Source organism: Ruegeria sp. CL5, from assembly GCF_056536485.1.
The window spans coordinates 15,738-33,231 of record NZ_JBQFPS010000002.1 but is presented as its reverse complement, the minus strand read 5'-3'; the positions used below and the strand labels follow the sequence as shown (position 1 = coordinate 33,231).

At 57.9% G+C, this 17,494-nt stretch carries 17 protein-coding genes; 5 read left to right on the top strand and 12 right to left on the bottom strand.

Annotation, left to right across the window (positions count from 1 at the left end; all coding sequences use genetic code 11):
* Positions 1-76: 76 nt before the first annotated feature.
* Positions 77-856 carry a class I SAM-dependent methyltransferase gene (locus tag ACR0IU_RS03780; RefSeq protein WP_480715316.1) on the bottom strand — a complete coding sequence of 260 codons (780 nt, stop codon included), beginning with the start codon at positions 854-856 and terminating at the stop codon, positions 77-79.
* A 468-nt stretch (positions 857-1,324) separates the two neighbouring features.
* On the opposite strand from ACR0IU_RS03780, the gene mgrA reads away from it, so the two are divergent.
* Positions 1,325-2,356 carry an L-glyceraldehyde 3-phosphate reductase gene (mgrA, locus tag ACR0IU_RS03775; protein WP_480715622.1) on the top strand — a complete coding sequence of 344 codons (1,032 nt, stop codon included), beginning with the start codon at positions 1,325-1,327 and terminating at the stop codon, positions 2,354-2,356.
* 430 nt (positions 2,357-2,786) lie between these two features.
* On the opposite strand, the gene ACR0IU_RS03770 is transcribed toward mgrA, so the two are convergent.
* From ACR0IU_RS03770 to ACR0IU_RS03760, 3 genes are all read right to left on the bottom strand, one after another.
* Positions 2,787-3,596: a hypothetical protein gene (locus ACR0IU_RS03770; protein ID WP_480715315.1), complete on the bottom strand. Its 810-nt coding sequence runs from the start codon at positions 3,594-3,596 to the stop codon at positions 2,787-2,789.
* Between the two features lie 241 nt (positions 3,597-3,837).
* Positions 3,838-4,050, bottom strand: coding sequence for a hypothetical protein (locus tag ACR0IU_RS03765; protein WP_480715314.1), 213 nt, complete (start codon positions 4,048-4,050; stop codon positions 3,838-3,840).
* A 650-nt stretch (positions 4,051-4,700) separates the two neighbouring features.
* Positions 4,701-5,051 carry an antibiotic biosynthesis monooxygenase gene (locus ACR0IU_RS03760; RefSeq protein ID WP_480715313.1) on the bottom strand — a complete coding sequence of 117 codons (351 nt, stop codon included), beginning with the start codon at positions 5,049-5,051 and terminating at the stop codon, positions 4,701-4,703.
* Between the two features lie 197 nt (positions 5,052-5,248).
* On the opposite strand from ACR0IU_RS03760, the gene ACR0IU_RS03755 reads away from it, so the two are divergent.
* From ACR0IU_RS03755 to ACR0IU_RS03740, 4 genes are all read left to right on the top strand, one after another.
* Positions 5,249-5,434: a hypothetical protein gene (locus ACR0IU_RS03755; RefSeq protein WP_480715312.1), complete on the top strand. Its 186-nt coding sequence runs from the start codon at positions 5,249-5,251 to the stop codon at positions 5,432-5,434.
* Positions 5,435-5,518: 84 nt separating this feature from the next.
* Positions 5,519-6,415 (top strand): cyanophycinase, encoded by an 897-nt coding sequence (locus ACR0IU_RS03750; RefSeq protein WP_480715311.1) that lies wholly within the window; start codon positions 5,519-5,521, stop codon positions 6,413-6,415.
* A gap of 15 nt (positions 6,416-6,430) precedes the next feature.
* Positions 6,431-9,232, top strand: coding sequence for a cyanophycin synthetase (gene cphA / locus ACR0IU_RS03745; protein WP_480715310.1), 2,802 nt, complete (start codon positions 6,431-6,433; stop codon positions 9,230-9,232).
* Between the two features lie 14 nt (positions 9,233-9,246).
* Positions 9,247-10,983 (top strand): Mur ligase family protein, encoded by a 1,737-nt coding sequence (locus tag ACR0IU_RS03740; protein WP_480715309.1) that lies wholly within the window; start codon positions 9,247-9,249, stop codon positions 10,981-10,983.
* Positions 10,984-11,296: 313 nt separating this feature from the next.
* On the opposite strand, the gene ACR0IU_RS03735 is transcribed toward ACR0IU_RS03740, so the two are convergent.
* The 8 genes from ACR0IU_RS03735 to phnG are packed head-to-tail and all read right to left on the bottom strand — an operon-like array spanning position 11,297 to position 17,493.
* Positions 11,297-12,481 (bottom strand): alpha-D-ribose 1-methylphosphonate 5-triphosphate diphosphatase, encoded by a 1,185-nt coding sequence (locus tag ACR0IU_RS03735; protein WP_480715308.1) that lies wholly within the window; start codon positions 12,479-12,481, stop codon positions 11,297-11,299.
* A 4-nt stretch (positions 12,482-12,485) separates the two neighbouring features.
* The gene (phnN, locus tag ACR0IU_RS03730; protein ID WP_480715307.1) at positions 12,486-13,043 is read right to left on the bottom strand and encodes a phosphonate metabolism protein/1,5-bisphosphokinase (PRPP-forming) PhnN; all 558 of its coding nucleotides are present in this window, start codon (positions 13,041-13,043) and stop codon (positions 12,486-12,488) included.
* On the bottom strand, positions 13,040-13,723 hold the full coding sequence (gene phnL / locus ACR0IU_RS03725; protein WP_480715306.1) for a phosphonate C-P lyase system protein PhnL: 684 nt from the start codon (positions 13,721-13,723) through the stop codon (positions 13,040-13,042). The genes phnN and phnL overlap by 4 nt, the downstream gene beginning before the upstream one ends.
* 3 nt (positions 13,724-13,726) lie before the next feature.
* Entirely contained in the window at positions 13,727-14,497 is a 771-nt protein-coding gene (gene phnK / locus ACR0IU_RS03720; protein WP_480715305.1) for a phosphonate C-P lyase system protein PhnK, read from the bottom strand.
* Positions 14,494-15,363, bottom strand: a complete 870-nt coding sequence (locus ACR0IU_RS03715; protein WP_480715304.1) for an alpha-D-ribose 1-methylphosphonate 5-phosphate C-P-lyase PhnJ — start codon at positions 15,361-15,363, stop codon at positions 14,494-14,496. Before ACR0IU_RS03715 ends, phnK begins: the two co-directional genes overlap by 4 nt.
* Positions 15,360-16,448: a carbon-phosphorus lyase complex subunit gene (locus ACR0IU_RS03710; RefSeq protein WP_480715303.1), complete on the bottom strand. Its 1,089-nt coding sequence runs from the start codon at positions 16,446-16,448 to the stop codon at positions 15,360-15,362. The genes ACR0IU_RS03715 and ACR0IU_RS03710 overlap by 4 nt, the downstream gene beginning before the upstream one ends.
* On the bottom strand, positions 16,448-17,038 hold the full coding sequence (gene phnH, locus ACR0IU_RS03705) for a phosphonate C-P lyase system protein PhnH (protein ID WP_480715302.1): 591 nt from the start codon (positions 17,036-17,038) through the stop codon (positions 16,448-16,450). The genes ACR0IU_RS03710 and phnH overlap by 1 nt, the downstream gene beginning before the upstream one ends.
* Positions 17,038-17,493: a phosphonate C-P lyase system protein PhnG gene (phnG, locus tag ACR0IU_RS03700; protein ID WP_480715301.1), complete on the bottom strand. Its 456-nt coding sequence runs from the start codon at positions 17,491-17,493 to the stop codon at positions 17,038-17,040. The genes phnH and phnG overlap by 1 nt, the downstream gene beginning before the upstream one ends.
* Position 17,494: the final 1 nt, after the last annotated feature.

The window sequence follows — 17,494 nt, the reverse complement described above, 5'->3', positions numbered from 1 at the left end:
CTTAGAAGACAGACGGAGGTCTGGGTTGCGGACAAAGCTGCCGTTTGCTCTTGCTGCCTTAACGTCCGCTTCCCGTTCAGGAAGGTTTGCTGACAGAGAAACTAAATCGACCCGTCGAGAAGAAATGCTCCCCTCGTGCATTTAGTGAGGCCTGCTCTTCTGCCCAAGCCTCTAGCTCGTCATCTGGAAAGGTTTTTTGTCCTTTCACGTAAGCTACAATGAACGGCACCACCATTTCTCCATAGCAGCCTTCGTATCTGTCCAAATTCACCATAGAGAAATAGTTCACGTCATTGACGACCAATCCAGCATTTCGAAGACGAGAGCCCAGCGTTCGCGGAAGTTTGCTGTCGGCACAGTGCGGTGCGAATGCCTTGAGGACCTTCTCCATTCGATCCGAGTTCTCGCTATGCCAACAGACACCCTCCCAGTCAGTCGCAAGGATCAGCCCACGCCCTCCGCGCTTCAGAACGCGAAAAACCTCGCTGCAAAACTTCTCAACATCAGGCACGTACTCCGCAACTTGGGTACTGACGACCACGTCAAAATAATTGCCTTCAAACGGGAGAGCTGTGGCATCAGCGCAGCGATAGCTGAGCCAATTATGCTCACTTCGTTGGCTCGCTCGCTCCACCATTTGTTCCGAAATGTCTATGCCGATCACTTCACCATCTGGCCCTGCTTGATTCGCCATTTGCGCCGCAAGAAAGCCAGGTCCGCTTCCAATGTCTAGGACGCGGTCTCCGCTTTGAACTGAAATCCTTCGAAGAGTATCCTCGCGTTGTCTTACAACGTCGGACCCCAAGTATACCGCTTCAAGTCTCTCTGCCGCTGCCTCGTCGTATTCCATGCCCATTTTAGTAATGCCTCCAATTCAATGTCGGAACGTTAGCATCGCACTGGTGGTCCGGGAAGTGACAAGAGACTTTGGACATGTACCACAGCCCGGCCCAATTCCAACATTCGGCTACTGTGCTGCCTTCGCCACTTTGGGCTCGTTGTGGACATCGGAGGCAGTGCAGCATCCGCTCAGGATCGTTTCAGCGCCCGATCGCGGACGGCCCAGAGCCGACATCCAACCCACCATATTGATGCTGCGGTTGCAGCCCGCTTTGCGGACTTTCGCTGCGTCTATGCGACTGTACCGAATGCAATCGATCAAATCGTAAGACATTGGTGCTGGAGTAAGACTAACCATAAGCACCCATCTAGGACGCGCAGAAACTCGTGTCGAACTTACCGGAGTTGATCGGTTTGACAGGCCCAACATTCCATTGATTATGTGCGCATGACCAAAGCTCAACGACCGCCAAAGCCAAAACCCATTCCTTACACCCCGGAGCCGAACCGCTATGAGCGAATGGTGTATCGGCGATGTGGGCGGTCGGGTGTGAAGCTTCCTGTTGTCAGCTTGGGCCTGTGGCATAATTTCGGTGCAGACTCGGCGCACGAAAACAAGCGAGCAATGTGTCGGACCGCGTTCGACCATGGGATCACTCATTTTGATCTGGCGAACAACTACGGTCCACCACCCGGATCGGCAGAAGAGGCATTTGGCGAAATCCTAAGAACTGATTTCGCGCGCTACAGGGATGAATTGATCATTTCCTCCAAAGCAGGCTACGACATGTGGCCGGGACCCTACGGAGAATGGGGGTCTCGCAAGTACATGATCGCGTCCTGTGACCAATCACTCGCGCGCATGGGGCTTGATTACGTCGACATCTTCTATTCCCACCGCTTTGACCCCGACACCCCGCTCGAAGAGACGATGGGCGCGTTGGATCATATCGTACGGTCGGGTCGCGCGCTCTACGCAGGTATCTCGAGCTACAACTCCCAACGCACACGCGAGGCGGTGAAGATTCTCAACGACCTTGGCACACCTTGCCTGATTCACCAGCCTTCTTACAATCTGCTCAACCGTTGGGTGGAGCGGGACGGTTTGCTCGATACCCTGAACGATCTTGGGGTAGGATCGATTGCGTTCACGCCGCTGGCACAAGGCATTCTAACGTCAAAATACCTGCGCGATATTCCGGATGGCAGCCGTGCTACACAAGGGAAGTCGCTACTTGATGGCATGATCAACGTGCGATCTCTGGCAAGTGTCCGTGCTCTGAACGACATGGCTGAGGCGCGCGGGCAAACTCTGGCGCAAATGGCCCTGGCCTGGGTGTTAAGAGGCGGACGCGTAACGACCGCGCTTATTGGTGCGTCCCGGCCGGACCAGATCGTAGATTGCGCAGGCGTAGTCGATAACCTCGCCTTTAGTGATGAAGAGTTGGCAAGGATCGATGCAATCAGTTCGGAAGAAGATATCAATTTGTGGGCTCGGTCGTCAGAAACAGAATGACCAATCTTTGAAGTACTAAAACCCAAGACCATTTGGAGCTTGATAATATTGGCGGCTTCAGCTTCTGCAGCTCGGTTAAGTAACTATCAAGACTGACTGGCCCAAAAGAGACATTCACCAGCCAATCCGACTGCCACGGTCGCAGCCCACATTGCCGACATTCATCGACAACGCAGCATCAGATCAATCATCAACGTGCAACTCGCGGAGCTTCTAGACTTTTGAAATTCAGAGAGCGCTGTCGCAGCATGTTTTCATATGCGGTAGACACAAAGCGATGTCGATGCTCGCGTTGCAAATTTGGTCATTCAGTACTTCGACTTTTTCAGAATCAAGACTGCACTTTCTTTGCAACCGCGATCAATGACACAATCCGGGACAAACCCACCATCTGAGTGTGTTTGTCGCCGTACAATTCGATCCAAAACAATCAACGCAAATCTGTGTCACGCTGCTCAAGGTCCAGAACAGCATTGAATTCATTCTCCGGGTCCATCCAGGCAACTAGGATCGCGCCTTCGTCGATATCGTAAGTCTCGATTTCTGCTGGAGTGACATGGATAATGCGCTCATTCCCTAAGAATGCGCCTCCATGGGTTTCTCCGAACACGACGCGGATCATCCGGGACCCTGGAGCAAACATGCGCAGATACGGATCCGCGGGCTTGCCCATGTTCAAAACCTCTGCCTTGCTACGAACCCATTTTTCGCCAGCAATGCGCTGCTCAGGACTTCGCAAAGCCGTGACTGCGCCTTCTGCAACAGAAGCGACGGCTGCTGACAGCATGACCGCACCAATTGCCATCTGGGCTGCACCTGCGTTTGTCCCGCTGTAGTTCGTCCAGGCAGCAAGGCGCATCAAGCGCCGCTGCGGGTGATAGAGCACGTCGACCATGTCGCCGACCTCGACCGCGTTCCAAAGGTCTATCGGAGCGACTTCTTTTAGGGAAAATGCGCGCGGGTCGTCCAAAAGTTGGAAGCGCAAAAAGTGACGTTTCGAAGGTTTGGTGCGATTCCGTTCGTCGCGACCAACGTGGCCCTTCTTGACCCATTTGTCGGTCACACGCGCCTGGCCAGGTCGACCGGCTCGGTTCAAATATGTCGAATTCAGATAGTGCCGATAGCCCCGCGCGGTGATGACCAATCCTACTACGCCGAGCGCAACCACCCCAAGAATTGGAAGCCAATTGAAGAGAATGTCAGCTACTGGATCTCCGGGTCGATGTATTTCTTGGATCATGCGACTGTCTCCTACGGTGGCACGGCCGTTAGAAGGTTGCCGGGCGGGCGTAGTCTGGAATGTAGCTAGAAAATGCCACTTCTGAACATGTCCCGGGAGTTAACCTCATATCTTTAGGCCAGGTGTGGGCTGAGATCGCCAAAAAACGGAAAATAAAGCTATTACTGGATGTTCATTCACTAGGTCGGGGGCATTGGTTTTCTCCCTGTGCCCGCCCACACGTTTCTAGCGAAGATGTGGGTCATGGTCCTTCGCAGACCAGCGGAAAGACCCCGACCTCCGGGATCTTGAGCGTGCCAACGGTGATTTGGTCGTCGCCTTCAACAGCAGTTATCAGCCGCACTGATGCAACAATAAGGTCAAACTCAGGATCGGTGAAATCCAGCAATGTGTGCGTGTTCTCCGCAGCCCCCTGTGCCAAAACAAGGGGCAGCGCACCTTCTGTCTCTATCATGCTCCAGTCCTGTCCATCCGCGTGGATAGTCGCGCTGACAAGCGCAAGACCGGGTACGGATCCAAAGCCAAATGCTACCGCAACGCCTGACTCATCAGGTGCTTCACAGGACACAAGAAACGTCGCAAAAGAAGGGCTTGCAATGACGCTTGCCACAAACGCGAGTACGATTGTTCGTATAATGATTGGTTCCTCCGTTTGCAGCCCATTTCACAGCCTATGACGTTTTGGTCTCAACATGAACCGCCAATGCACTGTCGCGTTTTTGGCACTGTTGTGACATTGGCGATTAGAGGCAGTTCAAGTGAATACCTAAACTCTGAAATGTCAGCTCCGTGCTCGCATTGTGAGTCCATTTTCCGATAAGTGCTAAGGTTGTCTCTACTGACCGGTTTTGAGGCCGCGTTTCAGCACGAAAATTCGCGCACCTGCAGAAGGATTTGTGCGGCAAGCGCACGTATCGAGAATATTGAATTCACAGCGAGGGCTCGGAGCAGAACTGCGGGCAGTCCGCTTTGACAGCAGCCGTTGGTAGCGGCCCAATTCGGACCTTCACCAAACCGTACTTTCGCTACACCGCGAAAAACCCACCCTGTCGGACCATCGCGGTAGTGACTTTGTAGAAACCAATATGTCCCAGTACTGCCCACCTAAGTCCCGTGGGAAAAGTCCAAATGCCAGCCTTGCCCCACATCTATATGGCGGATAGAGCACTCTTCGATTAGCTCTTCGTAGCCTGAGGGAAGGAAAGACTCCTGCCACGTTTCCCCGAACCGCTCTTGCACCGCTTTGATGTCGCGCCATACTGATGTAAAGACGACATAGTCGTCATCCATGCCGACACCGTGGCCGAAGAAATAACCCAAGTTCCCGGGGTGCCCGTGCACTACTTCCGCGGAAGTCACCCCGAATTTCGCGATCAGTTCACCCGCACGGCCAGGCCTTGTTTGGACTTGGAACAACCTCAGTATTGGCCCGGAACTTGCTGATCCATCACTCATTTCGACCTCCAAGCTGGCGCTTCTTTCAGAGCGGCATTCACCCTGCCTCGGGCTTGCGTCACCGTCGAGGACCGGCCCATAAGAGACATTCACCACATGTCTTGCCGCCGCAGTGCAGCTTCACCAGACCGGCTATTCGCCGCACGTGCAAATTTCCGGTGTAGATCGAATTCACTGAACGAGGACAGACCCGCCTTTTGCCTACGCGGCTGTCCGACGCATTGGCCCCGTTCACCTCTAATGTGGCCGATCTGCTGAAACTGCGTCGCAAAGGGCGTCTAAAGGTGGGAATGGACGCGGATCGGGTGGTTCTTGACGAAAACCTTGCCGTGCGGCATGTGATGGCCATGGGGGGGAATGGCATGTCGGCGGTGGCCAGATAGCCCAGCGGGGCATGTATGAACAGATGTAAGCGCCCGCGCGGCCCCCGGTGGCTGCCCGCTTCAGCACCGGAAGGTAGTTAAGATATGTGCCCTGCACCCGTTGATGCAGAAACCCCGCGCGGGTTCATCATTCCAGTTGGCGGCGGCGAAGACCGCGTCAAGGAAATGCAGATCCACCGCAAGTTTGTCGAGATGTCGGGCGGCGCGGACGCCGATATCGTGGTGATACCGACCGCCTCGATGTTGGAGGAGACAGGGCCGGATTATCACCGCATCTTCTCCGAGCTTGGCGCAGGGCAAGTCGAGTTTCTGCCGATCTCGCGCCGGGCCGATTGCGACAATCCCGACTATGCCGAGATGCTGGACCGCGCGACCGGCATATTCATGACCGGCGGCAACCAGTTGCGCCTGTCAGCGATTCTGGGAGGCACGCTGGTTGCACAGAAAGTCCGCCGTCGCAACGCGGCGGGCGTGCCGGTTGCCGGAACCTCGGCCGGGGCCTCGATCATGTCCGAGCATATGGTTGCCGGTGGCAGCAGCAATTCCGCCCCGGCAGAAGGCAATATAACGCTGGCCCCGGGCATGGGCCTGACCAACGCCGTCATCATAGATCAGCACTTTACTCAGCGTAACCGGCTCGGGCGTCTGCTAACGGCTTCATCTTTCAACCCTTTTTTGATTGGATTGGGCATTGATGAAGACACGGCGGCCTTCATCGGACCCGACAACGTTCTGGAAGTGGTTGGCAGCGGAACAGTCACGGTGGTGGACGCCAGCCACCTGACCCATTCGTCCATGTGGGACGCGCGCGCGGGTGAGGCGCTGAGCCTTCTGGGACTTCGCCTTGACGTTCTGGGCGAAGGGTGCCGTTATGATCTAACGGCTCGCCAGGCTTTTCCGCCGAATGAGCATCTGGCGTTCTGCACATTGCCGGACCTGTCCGGGGATGAGGCCGCCAGCGGGGGGGAAACAAAAAGCTAACCAACGGGGAGCCTCATGAAAATAATCTCGACCAATGTCTTTGTCGGCCCGAATGTCTGGGCAAGTTTTCCGGTCATCCGCCATGTCATCGATCTGGGTATTCTGGAAGACTGGCCCTCGGCAAAAATTGGTTCCGAGTTCATCGACGCGCTGGTTGAGGCTCTTCCCGGTCTTGCGGAACATGGCTGTTCCTACCGAGAACCCGGCGGTTTCCTCCGCCGCCTGCGTGAGGATGAAGGCACCTGGTTGGGTCATGTGCTGGAACATTGCTCCATCGAAGTGCAGAATGTGGCTGGCACCGATGTGACCTTTGGCCGGACCCGTGGCACAGGCGAGCCGGGCCAGTACAACATGGTCTATGAATACCGCCAGCGCGACGTCGGCCTGGACGCGGGCAAGCTGGCGATGCGGATGCTGATGCATCTGCTACCGCAATCCCTGAAAGATCAAGTGGATTACGATTTTGATCCGGAATTCAACTGGGATGAGGAGCTGCGCAGCTTTGTTCTGCGCGCTCAGCGTAAGGAATTCGGCCCCTCGACCGGATCGCTGGTCAAGGCGGCGCAGGAGCGGGACATCCCCTGGATCAGGCTGAATTCCGGCTCGCTGGTGCAGTTTGGGCACGGCAAATATCAAAAGCGTATTCAGGCAACGATCACGTCCGAGACCAAACATATCTCGGTCGAGATTTCCTGCGATAAGGAAGACACTCATAACCTGCTGAACGATCTGGGCCTGCCGGTGCCGCAGCAGCGCATGGTCTATTCCGCGCGCGAGGCTGTGCGGGCTGCTGGTCGGATCGGCCACCCGGTGGTGGTCAAGCCGTTGGATGCAAATCACGGGCGTGGTGTTTCGATCAACCTGAACTCGGATAAAGAAGTCGAGGCCGGTTTTGCCGAGGCCAAGGAGCATTCCCGCAGCCGCGCCATTCTGGTGGAGAGCTTCATCACCGGGTTCGATCACCGGATGCTGGTGGTGAACAACAAGCTGGTCGCGGTGGCCAAGCGGGTGCCAGGCCATGTGGTCGGCGACGGCAAACACACGATTGCGGAATTGGTCCACATCGTGAACGAAGACCCGCGCCGGGGCATTGGGCATGAAAAAGTACTGACCATGCTGGAGATTGACAATCAGGCCAAACGTTTGATGGAAAACGCGGGCGTAACCGAAGAGACGGTGCTGCCGGATGGCGAGGTTTTCTATTTGCGTTCCACGGCAAACCTGTCGACGGGCGGTACAGCCATTGACCTGACCGACGTGGTGCATCCAGACAACCGCGACATGGCCGAACGAGCCATCATGGCGGTGGGGCTGGACGTGGGCGGTGTCGATTTCCTGATTGATGATATCACCAAGTCCTACAAGGATATCGGCGGCGCGATTGTCGAGGTGAACGCCGCACCTGGTTTCCGGATGCATGTCGCCCCGTCCGAAGGTCAGCCGCGCGACGTAGCGGGCAAAGTGATCGACATGCTGTTCCCAGCTAATGAACAGACCCGCATTCCGATTGCGGCAATCACCGGCACCAACGGCAAGACCACGACCTCGCGGATGCTGGGCCATATCATGAAAACCAGTGGCAAGACCGTTGGCATGACCTCCACTGACGGCGTCTATGTAGACGGTAAGTTGAGCGTCAAGGGCGACATGACGGGACCCAAATCCGCTCAAATTGTCCTGCGTGATCCCGCGGTCGATTTTGCAGTTATGGAAACCGCGCGTGGCGGGCTGGTGCGGTCGGGCCTGGGCTATCAGCGCTCGGATGTGGCGGCCTGCCTGAACGTCTCGGCGGATCATCTGGGTCTTGGCGGCATCAATACCGTTGAGGAACTGGCCGTGGTCAAGCGCGTCGTGGTTGAAAGCGCCACCGATACGGCGGTGCTGAATGCCGATGACATCAACTGTCTGAAAATGGCTGATTACGCTGAAGCGGGTCAGATTTTCTATGTAACGACAAACCCGGGTCACAGTCTGGTCAAGGAACATATCAAGGCGGGCGGAAGGGCCATCGTGCTGGAAAAAGGCATGAATGGCGATATGCTGACCATCTATGACAACGGGCTTCATATCCCGGTTCTGTGGTCGCATCTGATCCCCGCCACGCTTGAGGGCAAGGCGATCTTCAATGTGCAGAACGCGATGTTCGCTGCTGCGATGGCCTATAGTTTCGGTGTGGATCTGGACAATATCCGCCACGGGCTGCGGACCTTTGACACCAGCTATTTCCAGGCACCGGGACGGATGAATGTCTATGACGAACATCCCTTCAAGGTGATCCTGGACTATGGCCACAACCCTGCTGCGCTCAAGGCGATGGCAGCGTTGGCCGACCAGCTTGAGATCAAGGGGCGAAGACTGTGTGTCGTTGCCATGCCCGGCGACAGGCGCGATGAGGACATCGTTGACGGAGCCGCCGCGCTGGCCGGGCATTTCAACCAATTCATCTGCAAGGCTGATGACCGCCGCCGGGGGCGCGGCCATGACGAGGTGCCGCAGATGATGCGTCAGGCGTTGATCGACAACGGCGTGGACGACGCGGCAATCACCATCATCCCTGATGAGGTCGAGGCGGTGAAGGCCGGGTTGGAGCAGGCCGCGCCGGGCGATCTGCTGGTGATATTTGGCGATGACACGACGCGCTGCTGGAAACAGATCATCTATTTCAACTCGGACGGCGAAGCGCCTGTTATCGAGGCCGCGCCCTTGTCCAGACCCGTCGATACCTCCTTCGAAGAGATGTTCGAAAGCGATCAGAACCTGATCCGGGACGCGCGCGGTGTGCGTCTGGCCCGCGACATCAGCGAAGACGCGGACTGATCGGGGGCATCGCAATGGATCGGATCGAACAGCTTGAAACCGCGCTGACCATCGAAAGCGTGACCGCCGATCATATCCGGGTAGATGATGCTAGACGCCTGACCGGACCCGGCCTGCTGTGGAACAAGCCCGGCGCGGTGATGGATGTGTTCTTCAACGGGATCGACGCCGCGCAGGTCACGGCGCTGTGGGAAACTCATGCGCGCCGGGTGCTGGATGCGCTTGGCTGGCAGGATCAGAGCGTGACCCACCGTACCTTCACCGGCGGCGTCAATCTGGCCATCTCGGCCCCGATGGATCAGCTTTATTCCGCGATCTTCGCGGCGCAGACCGCCTGGCATTTCTGCGCCGCCGAGCTGTTGGACGCACACTCGGGCGACTTTGATCAGATGGTGGGTGATGTCAAAGGTGTCATGGCCAGCGAATCCAACCCCGCCCTGATCGCCCTAATCGAGGCGGCCGAGGCGCATGGCGTGGATATCCTGTGCGACGATGATGAGATCTCGATCGGGCACGGCACTGGCAGTCAGGTCTGGTCGGTCGATGCGCTGCCCGCCCCCGATGATGTGGACTGGTCCTGCCTTCACAACATCCCCGTTGCCTTCATCACCGGAACCAACGGCAAGACCACGACAACCCGGCTGCTCGAAGCGATTGCACGCGCCTCGGGCAAGGTGGCGGGGCTGACCTCGACCGAATTTGTGCGGGTGGGTGACGATATTCTGGACCGCGGCGATTATTCCGGCCCCGGTGGCGGGCGGATGCTGCTGCGCGACAAACGGCTTGAGGTCGCCTGCCTCGAAGTGGCCCGGGGCGGCATCCTGCGCCGGGGCCTGCCGACCCGTGCAGCGACGGCTGCGGCGGTGACCAACGTGGCGAATGATCATCTGGGCCAGTTCGGCGTCAACACAGTGCCGGAACTTGCGCAGGCCAAATTCGCCGTCCACCGCACGCTGGCCGAGGGCGGCGTGCTGGCGCTGAATGCCGACGATGCGTATGTCCGCGCCGAGGCGGAAAACACGTCGGCGAACATCTGGTGGTTTTCTCTGGATGCACAGAATGATCTGATCCGTCAGGCGCGGGAAACCGGCACTTGCTGTGCATATGTTCAACACGGGAAAATTGTCTTTTTCGACGGTACGACCGAGCAAATTGTGATCCCCGTCGCCGACGTTCCCCTGACCATGGGCGGGGCCGCAAAGTACAACATCCAGAACGCGCTGGCGGCCCTGTGCCTTGCTCTGGCACTGGGTCTGCCGCAACAGGCGTTGCGCGACGGGCTTGCCGGGTTCAAGCCAGACGCCAAAGATAACCCAGGACGTTGCAACGAGTTTCGGCATAACGGAGCCCGGGTTTTTGTGGATTTTGCCCACAATCCGCATTCAATTTCGGCAGTTTGCGATGCGTTGTCGAGTTTGCCGGCCAAACGGCGTTTCATCATGCTCAGCCATGCAGGGGATCGATCAGATCAAGATATCCGTGACGTAACAGCGACAGCCCTGAACTTCCAACCTGATGTGATCGTCGCAACAGAGTTGGAAGGGTACTTAAGAGGTCGCGAATTAGGAGAAATTTCTGATCTGATCGAACGAACAGCTTTGGAACATGGATATGAAGCGAAACAAATACTCAGAGCTACGTCGCCCTCGCAGGCCGCTTCAATGATGCTTGAGAGGCTGGAGCCCGGTGATATTGCCTTGCTGCTAGTGCTATCCGATCGCGACGCCGTTCTCGCGATGCTCGATGGTTAAAAACAAGGCCGGCTTCCGAATTCACGGAGTTACAGCCAACACGAGGCACTACCAAATAACCCAATGCAGGTATCCAATTGAGCTTCAGACACTGATTGAAAGGTGGAATTCTAGTTCATCGGGAATGATTAGCTGAGAAAAAAGCCTGAGTTTCTCCATAGCAAAATCACTTGCGTGGACCCACCTTGTTTACAACACCAGATCCATAGCGGCCCTAAGCAGAAGTTCTGCGGATTCGATCTCGCTGCGCCTCAGCTTACATGTTTTACCTCAACGAAAGACTAACCGGGCTTGCGCGGGTCCCACTCTTACCTTAGCTCACTTGGCGGCCCTGGCTCCATACACCGCGCAACAGTGGTGTGTGTCCACGCATGCGCACGCGCAGAACATCCCCGCGAAGACCTGCGAGAAGTGTGCCGCGATCGCTCAAGCGGACAGCTTTTGTTGGATTCGCCGTGACCGTTGCGATTGCGCGGGGCAAGTCGTCCCATAAATTGGCCAGTCGAAAGGCCGACAAAAGCAACGATGACGGCACATAGTCTGATGACACAATATCCAACAGGTCTGCTTGGGCCAGATCGGCGGCTGCCACGTTGCCGGAGTGCGATCCGCCTCGGATCAGATTGGGCGCGCCCATCATGACTGCAATATCATGATCCCGGCACGCTTGAGCTGCCTCAATCGTTGTCGGGAATTCGGCAAAGCCCACGCCGTGCTGCGCAGACGTCGCGACATGTTCAGCCGTGGTGTCGTCATGGCTGGCCAACACGGCGCCAATGCGTTGGGCTTCCCCCACTGCTCCGGCCTCGTGTTTGGCGCCAAAGCGTTGCTGCAGGCCCAACAAATTCTGTACGTGATCTTCAAATTCAGCATCGTTCATGCCGCGTTTCTTGGCGACATAGGTCTTGAGAGCAGACATATCCCGAAACTGTCGCTGCCCGGGCGTGTGATCCATCAGACTGACGATGCCGACGCGGTCATCCGGGCCAAAGGCGCTGAGTTCGTCCAGCAGAGTCTCCGAGCAAATCTCGGCCCGTAGATGCAGGAAATGGCTAATCTTGAACATACCTTGCGATTGCGCATCCAGCAGTTCGTCGGCAAGCTTTCGTGCGTAATCGATGTATCGGCCTTTCCCGGAATGGATCGACCCCACACGCATGGCATCGAACACCGTTGTGATACCGACCCCGGCGAGTTCGGCGTCGTGGGCGATCAGTGCGGAAAGATGCGGCCAATCAACTTCTGGGCGCGGCTCGATATGGCGTTCCACATTGTCCGTATGCAGCTCGACAAGCCCGGGCAGAACATAGTCGGCGTCGCAGTCTATTGCGCCTATTGGAACGCGATCCCCTTCGGCAATCTCTGAAATTATACCGTCTTCGATGGTCAGCGACCCAAACAGGATTTGGTCGGCAAGGACTAATTGGGCGTTAGCCAAGCACACACTGCCGACGCCGTTTGGATGCAAAATAGATGGCGCAGAGAACAGAGAATTCATGCCATTATCCCGTCAGTTTCGTGCGCGCCGATTGAAGGCGCGCGGTTGCTGTGGCAACGGTTTGCGCAAGCTGCCCGTCGTTGGAAAGAGTGATGACATCAAGCCCTTCAGGCAGCGCCTTTTGCGCCCCGGCCAGGCGTTTTTCGATCTCGGCTTCCGTTTCCCGGCCACGGTCGGCCAGACGCGCGGCCAAAGTGTCCGGTTGGGCCGTGATGTGCAAAACAACGAAGTTGGGAAACGCCTTAGCACCGGCCAAAAGCGCGCTGCGCGAAAAATTGGCAAGGCAATCCGTGCCTTGGGCTATTTCATCCCTGACCGTCTGCGGGATACCATAAAACAACCCATGCGCGCCCCAGTGCACGGCAAAGGTACCGTTCTCGGCCATCTCCTGAAACCGCGATACAGACACCGGCACATAGTTTTCGCCACCAAGATCCGGCGCGCGCGTGATCGTGCGCTGGACCAGATGCAAACGGGGCATTGCCTGAGCAAGCCCCCGCATCACACTGTCCTTGCCCACCCCGGACGGACCGACAACGGCGATGAGGCGTCCGGGAGTCATGCGGCCACTCCGGGTGTGAATGTGCTCACGTCAATCTCGCGATCACATACGCGCTGCCGCGCCGCCTCATCGTGGAAAATGCCAATGATGGCCGCGCCGCGCGCCTTTGCGTTTTCGATCAGCGTCAGGACTACTTCACGGTTGGCGGCGTCCAGACTCGCCGTGGGTTCATCCAACAGCATCGCCGGATATTCATGCGCAAACCCGCGCGCGATGTTGACGCGTTGCTGTTCTCCGCCGGAAAAGGTGGTGGGCGAAAGCGACCACAGGCGTTCCGGAATGTTCAGCCGGGACAGCAGGCCCTCTGCCCGCGCTTGCGCCTCGTCGGCTGGAACGCCTAGGGTACGCAGCGGGTCGGCGACGACATCCAGCGTCGGCACGCGCGGCACCACGCGCAGGAACTGGCTCACATATCCCAGAACTTCGCGGCGCAATGCGATCACGGCGCGCGGCTCGGCCTGAACAATATCGACATCGCCAATAATTATGGACCCGGCTTGCGTCAGGTAGTTGCCGTAAATCATGCGCATCAGCGTCGATTTGCCCGCACCCGATGCACCGGTCAGCGCAACACATTCGCCCGGGGCGACGTGGAACGAAACATCGCTGATAACTTTGATCACAGCGCTGCCCTGATTGTGCAGGGTGAAGGTTTTTGAGACGTCTCTGAGGTCTATCATAGGTCACACCTGCAAAACGGAAGAAACAAGAAGCTGCGAATAGGCATGCTGCGGATCATCCAGCACCTGATCGGTCAGACCTGCTTCGACCACGTGGCCCGACTTCATCACAATCAAACGATCGGCAAGCAGGCGCACAACGGCTAGGTCATGGGTCACGATGATCGCCGACAATCCCATGTCGCGCACCAGACCGCGCAACAGGTCCAGCAATCGCGCCTGCACCGATACATCCAGCCCTCCGGTCGGTTCGTCCATAAACACCAGTCGTGGTCGTGTGACTAGGTTGCGCGCAATCTGCAGGCGTTGCTGCATACCGCCTGAAAACGTCGTCGGGCGGTCATCGATGCGTGTGCTGTCGATCTCGACCCGCTCCAGCCAGTCTGTCGCCTTGTCGCGAATGTCGCCATAGCGGCGTTCACCCACGGCCATCAGACGCTCACCGACATTTCCTCCGGCCGAGACCCCCATGCGCAGTCCGTCGCGGGCGTGCTGGTGGACAAAGGCCCAATCGGTGCGACCCAGCATCCGGCGTTCAGGCTCGGACATGGTGACGGTGTCCCTTGGGCCATCCGTGCGCGTGTCGAACACCACCCGCCCGGCATCCGGCGCAAGGTGCCCCGCCATACAGTTCAGCAGCGTCGACTTGCCGGACCCGCTTTCGCCCACAATTCCCATCACCTCACCGGGATAGAGGTCAAACGAAACATCGGCACAGCCAATATGCGCGCCATAGTGTTTGGTGATGCCTTGAACCGACAAAAGGGGGGTCATGCTGCAACCTCGCTACCCGAAAACGACGGGCCTTGATGACCGCGAGCACGGCGGCCAGTGCAATAATCCGTATCCGAACAGCAAAAGAGCCGCCCACCGGCGTCATCGACAATCACCTCGTCCAGATAGCTGTCCGTTGCGCCGCACAGTCCACAGATTTGATCCGCTTTCGAGGCTTCAAAAGGGTGATCCTCGAAATCCAGACTGACCACTTGCGTATAGGGCGGCAGGGCATAGATCCTCTGTTCGCGCCCCGCCCCGAAAAGCTGAATTGCGGCCATGTCGCCCAGTTTCGGATTGTCGAACTTGGGGATCGGCGATGGGTCCATCACATAACGGCCCTCGACCTTGACGGGATATGCATATGACGTCGCGATATGGCCATGGCGCGAGATGTCCTCATAGAGTTTGACATGCATCAGCCCATATTCCTCGAGGCCGTGCATCTTGCGCGTCTCGCTTTCACGGGGTTCCAGAAAGCGCAGGGGTTCCGGGATGGGAACCTGATACACAAGGATCTGTTCTTCGGTCAGGGGCTCTTCAGGGATGCGGTGGCGCGTCTGTATAACGCTTGCCTCATCGGTCGCCGTTGTGGTCGCAACCTCGGCAGTGCGCTCAAAGAAGGATCGGATCGACACCGCGTTTGTCGTGTCATCGGCCCCCTGGTCAATGACCTTTAGCGTATCATCAGGCGTCAAAACAGCGGCTGAAACCTGAACGCCGCCCGTGCCCCATCCATAAGGCATCGGCATCTCACGCGAGGAGAACGGCATCTGATACCCTGGAATGGCCAGCCCTTTGAGGATCGCCCGGCGGATCATCCGTTTGGTTTGTTCATCCAGATAGGCAAAATTGTATTCGGTCATTCTGCTGCCTCCTGCACATGTTCTGCACCGGCTTCGCGCCGCAGCTTGCGCACCAGTTCCAGTTCCGACTGGAAATCGACGTAATGGGGCAGCTTGATGTGCTCCAGGAACCCCGTCGCCTGAATGTTGTCTGCATGATAGAGGACGAATTCCGTGTCCTGTGCTGGTGCGCCGACATTGTCTTCACCCAGCTCTTCCCACCGCAGTGCACGGTCGACCAGAGCCATGGAAATCGCCTTGCGTTCATTTTGTCCAAAGACCAATCCGTACCCGCGCGTGAATTGCGGCGGTTCGGTTTTAGAACCCTTGAACTGGTTCACGGTCTCGCATTCCGTCAGCGCGATCTCGCCAATCTCGATGGCAAAGCCAAGCTCGGGAACATCCATTTCGACGGTGACGGCACCAATCCGCAACTCGCCCACAAAGGCATGGTTGCGGGCGTAACCACGCTGTGTCGAATACGCGAGGCCCAGCGTGAACCCCTCGTCCGCACGTGTCAGGGCCTGCAGGCGCAGCGCTCGGTCCGCAGGCATCTCCAGTGGTTCGCGAGTCAGATCGGGTGGTGGCGTGTCGTCGTGAGGGGTTTCTTCGATCAGGCCCTCGCGGTTCAGAAACTCGGTCACATGCGGCACGTCACTCGGAACGGTCTCACGCGTTGGTGCCTCGGGCACCTGTCCATCCGCCGCAAGTTTGAAGTCCAGCAGTCGGTGCGTGTAATCAAAGGTCGGGCCCAGAACCTGCCCACCCGGCAAATCCTTGAACGTCGCCGAAATACGCCGGTCGCAGGCCATTGTGCCAGTATCCACCGGCTCGGACGCACCAAACCGGGGCAGCGTGGTGCGATAGGCGCGGATCAGGAAGATCGCTTCGATTAGATCGCCGCGCGATTGCTTGATCGCCAGCGCCGCAAGATCGGGATCATAAAGCGACCCCTCGGCCATCACACGATCCACCGCCAGCTTCATCTGCTCCCGAATTTGCGCGGCCGAAAGCTCGGCAACACTAGGATCGCCCCGACGCTCTTCCGCCAGCCAGGCATGGGCGCTTTCAATCGCGCGCTCGCCACCTTTTACGGCCACATACATCAGATCACCTCCGCCACGCCCTCTGGCGCGCTCACCTCGGTCGACCGCGGCAGTGCTGCGACCTGCGCACCGCATGTCAGAATGAAATCCAGACCCAGCGGGAACAAAGCGCTGTTGTTCCGTAAGGCGGCGATCTCGGGCAAGGACAGCTCGGTCTGCGACTTGATCCCGGGACCGCGCAGAGTTGCCCCTGTAGGCTCAAGCTCGGCACATTCCACGATCAAGGTTGCCGATCGATCCGGATATTCCGAGGTTCCGATAGGATATGCGCTCAGAGGTATCAGCGCCTCCCAGCGTCCAATCGCAAACATGGCGGTGGACGGGCCTGTCACCGGTGCGCCGGTATGAAAGGCCAGCCAGGCGCGCACCGCGTCGTTATCCGCATCTCCGGCAAGGTAGACAGGTGTGTCGGCGTCACACAGGGTCAACAAAACGTTGCCCGCCGCCCGCGACAGCGGAGAAGGCGGTTCTGCGAATTGGGTCTCCTGAATGGTGCCCGGGCGCGCCATGGCTTCCATAATGCTTCGGAAGGCATGGGCGGATTGCACAGCGGGATTGCTGAACCCGCCAGCCAGTGTTTCGGCCTTCATCAGTCCTCTCCTCGCGCCATGGTGAAAAACTCGACTTTCGTCGCAGCGGCCTTTGATGCCCGCACTGTCTTTGTGGCCATCTGCTCGGCCTCAAGCGGCTCGAGCACCGCCGCGCGGACCGTGTCCGCTGCCGGTCCCTGCATCATCGCGTCCACCAGCGCCGCGGCCTCGGCATCTGCCTTTCGACGGCCCTGAATATACGCATGCCCCACCTCGCCACTGTCCAGCGTCAGCGCGCAACGTGTGACGGTCATTTCACCCAGATTGAACGGCGCGCCAGTGCCGCCCGTGCGTCCACGCACCATGGTGCTGCCGATCTCAGGCGATCTCAGCCAAGTGAAGGCGGGGCGCTCTAGCTTTGCATCCAGAAGCGCAGAAACCCGGCCTTCCGGCGCCTTTGCCAGCAGACCCATCCAGGCTTTGCGCGTGGCATCTTCGTCAAACGCGTCTTTCATC

What these genes read in the sequence shown, in the direction of transcription:
- ACR0IU_RS03780 (WP_480715316.1), bottom strand. Translation starts at nt 856, where the DNA reads ATGGGCATGGAATACGACGAGGCAGCGGCAGAGAGACTTGAAGCGGTA.
- ACR0IU_RS03770 (WP_480715315.1), bottom strand. Translation starts at nt 3,596, where the DNA reads ATGATCCAAGAAATACATCGACCCGGAGATCCAGTAGCTGACATTCTC.
- ACR0IU_RS03765 (WP_480715314.1), bottom strand. Translation starts at nt 4,050, where the DNA reads ATGATAGAGACAGAAGGTGCGCTGCCCCTTGTTTTGGCACAGGGGGCT.
- ACR0IU_RS03760 (WP_480715313.1), bottom strand. Translation starts at nt 5,051, where the DNA reads ATGAGTGATGGATCAGCAAGTTCCGGGCCAATACTGAGGTTGTTCCAA.
- ACR0IU_RS03750 (WP_480715311.1), top strand. Translation starts at nt 5,519, where the DNA reads ATGTGCCCTGCACCCGTTGATGCAGAAACCCCGCGCGGGTTCATCATT.
- cphA (WP_480715310.1), top strand. Translation starts at nt 6,431, where the DNA reads ATGAAAATAATCTCGACCAATGTCTTTGTCGGCCCGAATGTCTGGGCA.
- ACR0IU_RS03740 (WP_480715309.1), top strand. Translation starts at nt 9,247, where the DNA reads ATGGATCGGATCGAACAGCTTGAAACCGCGCTGACCATCGAAAGCGTG.
- ACR0IU_RS03735 (WP_480715308.1), bottom strand. Translation starts at nt 12,481, where the DNA reads ATGAATTCTCTGTTCTCTGCGCCATCTATTTTGCATCCAAACGGCGTC.
- phnN (WP_480715307.1), bottom strand. Translation starts at nt 13,043, where the DNA reads ATGACTCCCGGACGCCTCATCGCCGTTGTCGGTCCGTCCGGGGTGGGC.
- phnL (WP_480715306.1), bottom strand. Translation starts at nt 13,723, where the DNA reads ATGATAGACCTCAGAGACGTCTCAAAAACCTTCACCCTGCACAATCAG.
- phnK (WP_480715305.1), bottom strand. Translation starts at nt 14,497, where the DNA reads ATGACCCCCCTTTTGTCGGTTCAAGGCATCACCAAACACTATGGCGCG.
- ACR0IU_RS03715 (WP_480715304.1), bottom strand. Translation starts at nt 15,363, where the DNA reads ATGACCGAATACAATTTTGCCTATCTGGATGAACAAACCAAACGGATG.
- ACR0IU_RS03710 (WP_480715303.1), bottom strand. Translation starts at nt 16,448, where the DNA reads ATGTATGTGGCCGTAAAAGGTGGCGAGCGCGCGATTGAAAGCGCCCAT.
- phnH (WP_480715302.1), bottom strand. Translation starts at nt 17,038, where the DNA reads ATGAAGGCCGAAACACTGGCTGGCGGGTTCAGCAATCCCGCTGTGCAA.
- phnG (WP_480715301.1), bottom strand. Translation starts at nt 17,493, where the DNA reads ATGAAAGACGCGTTTGACGAAGATGCCACGCGCAAAGCCTGGATGGGT.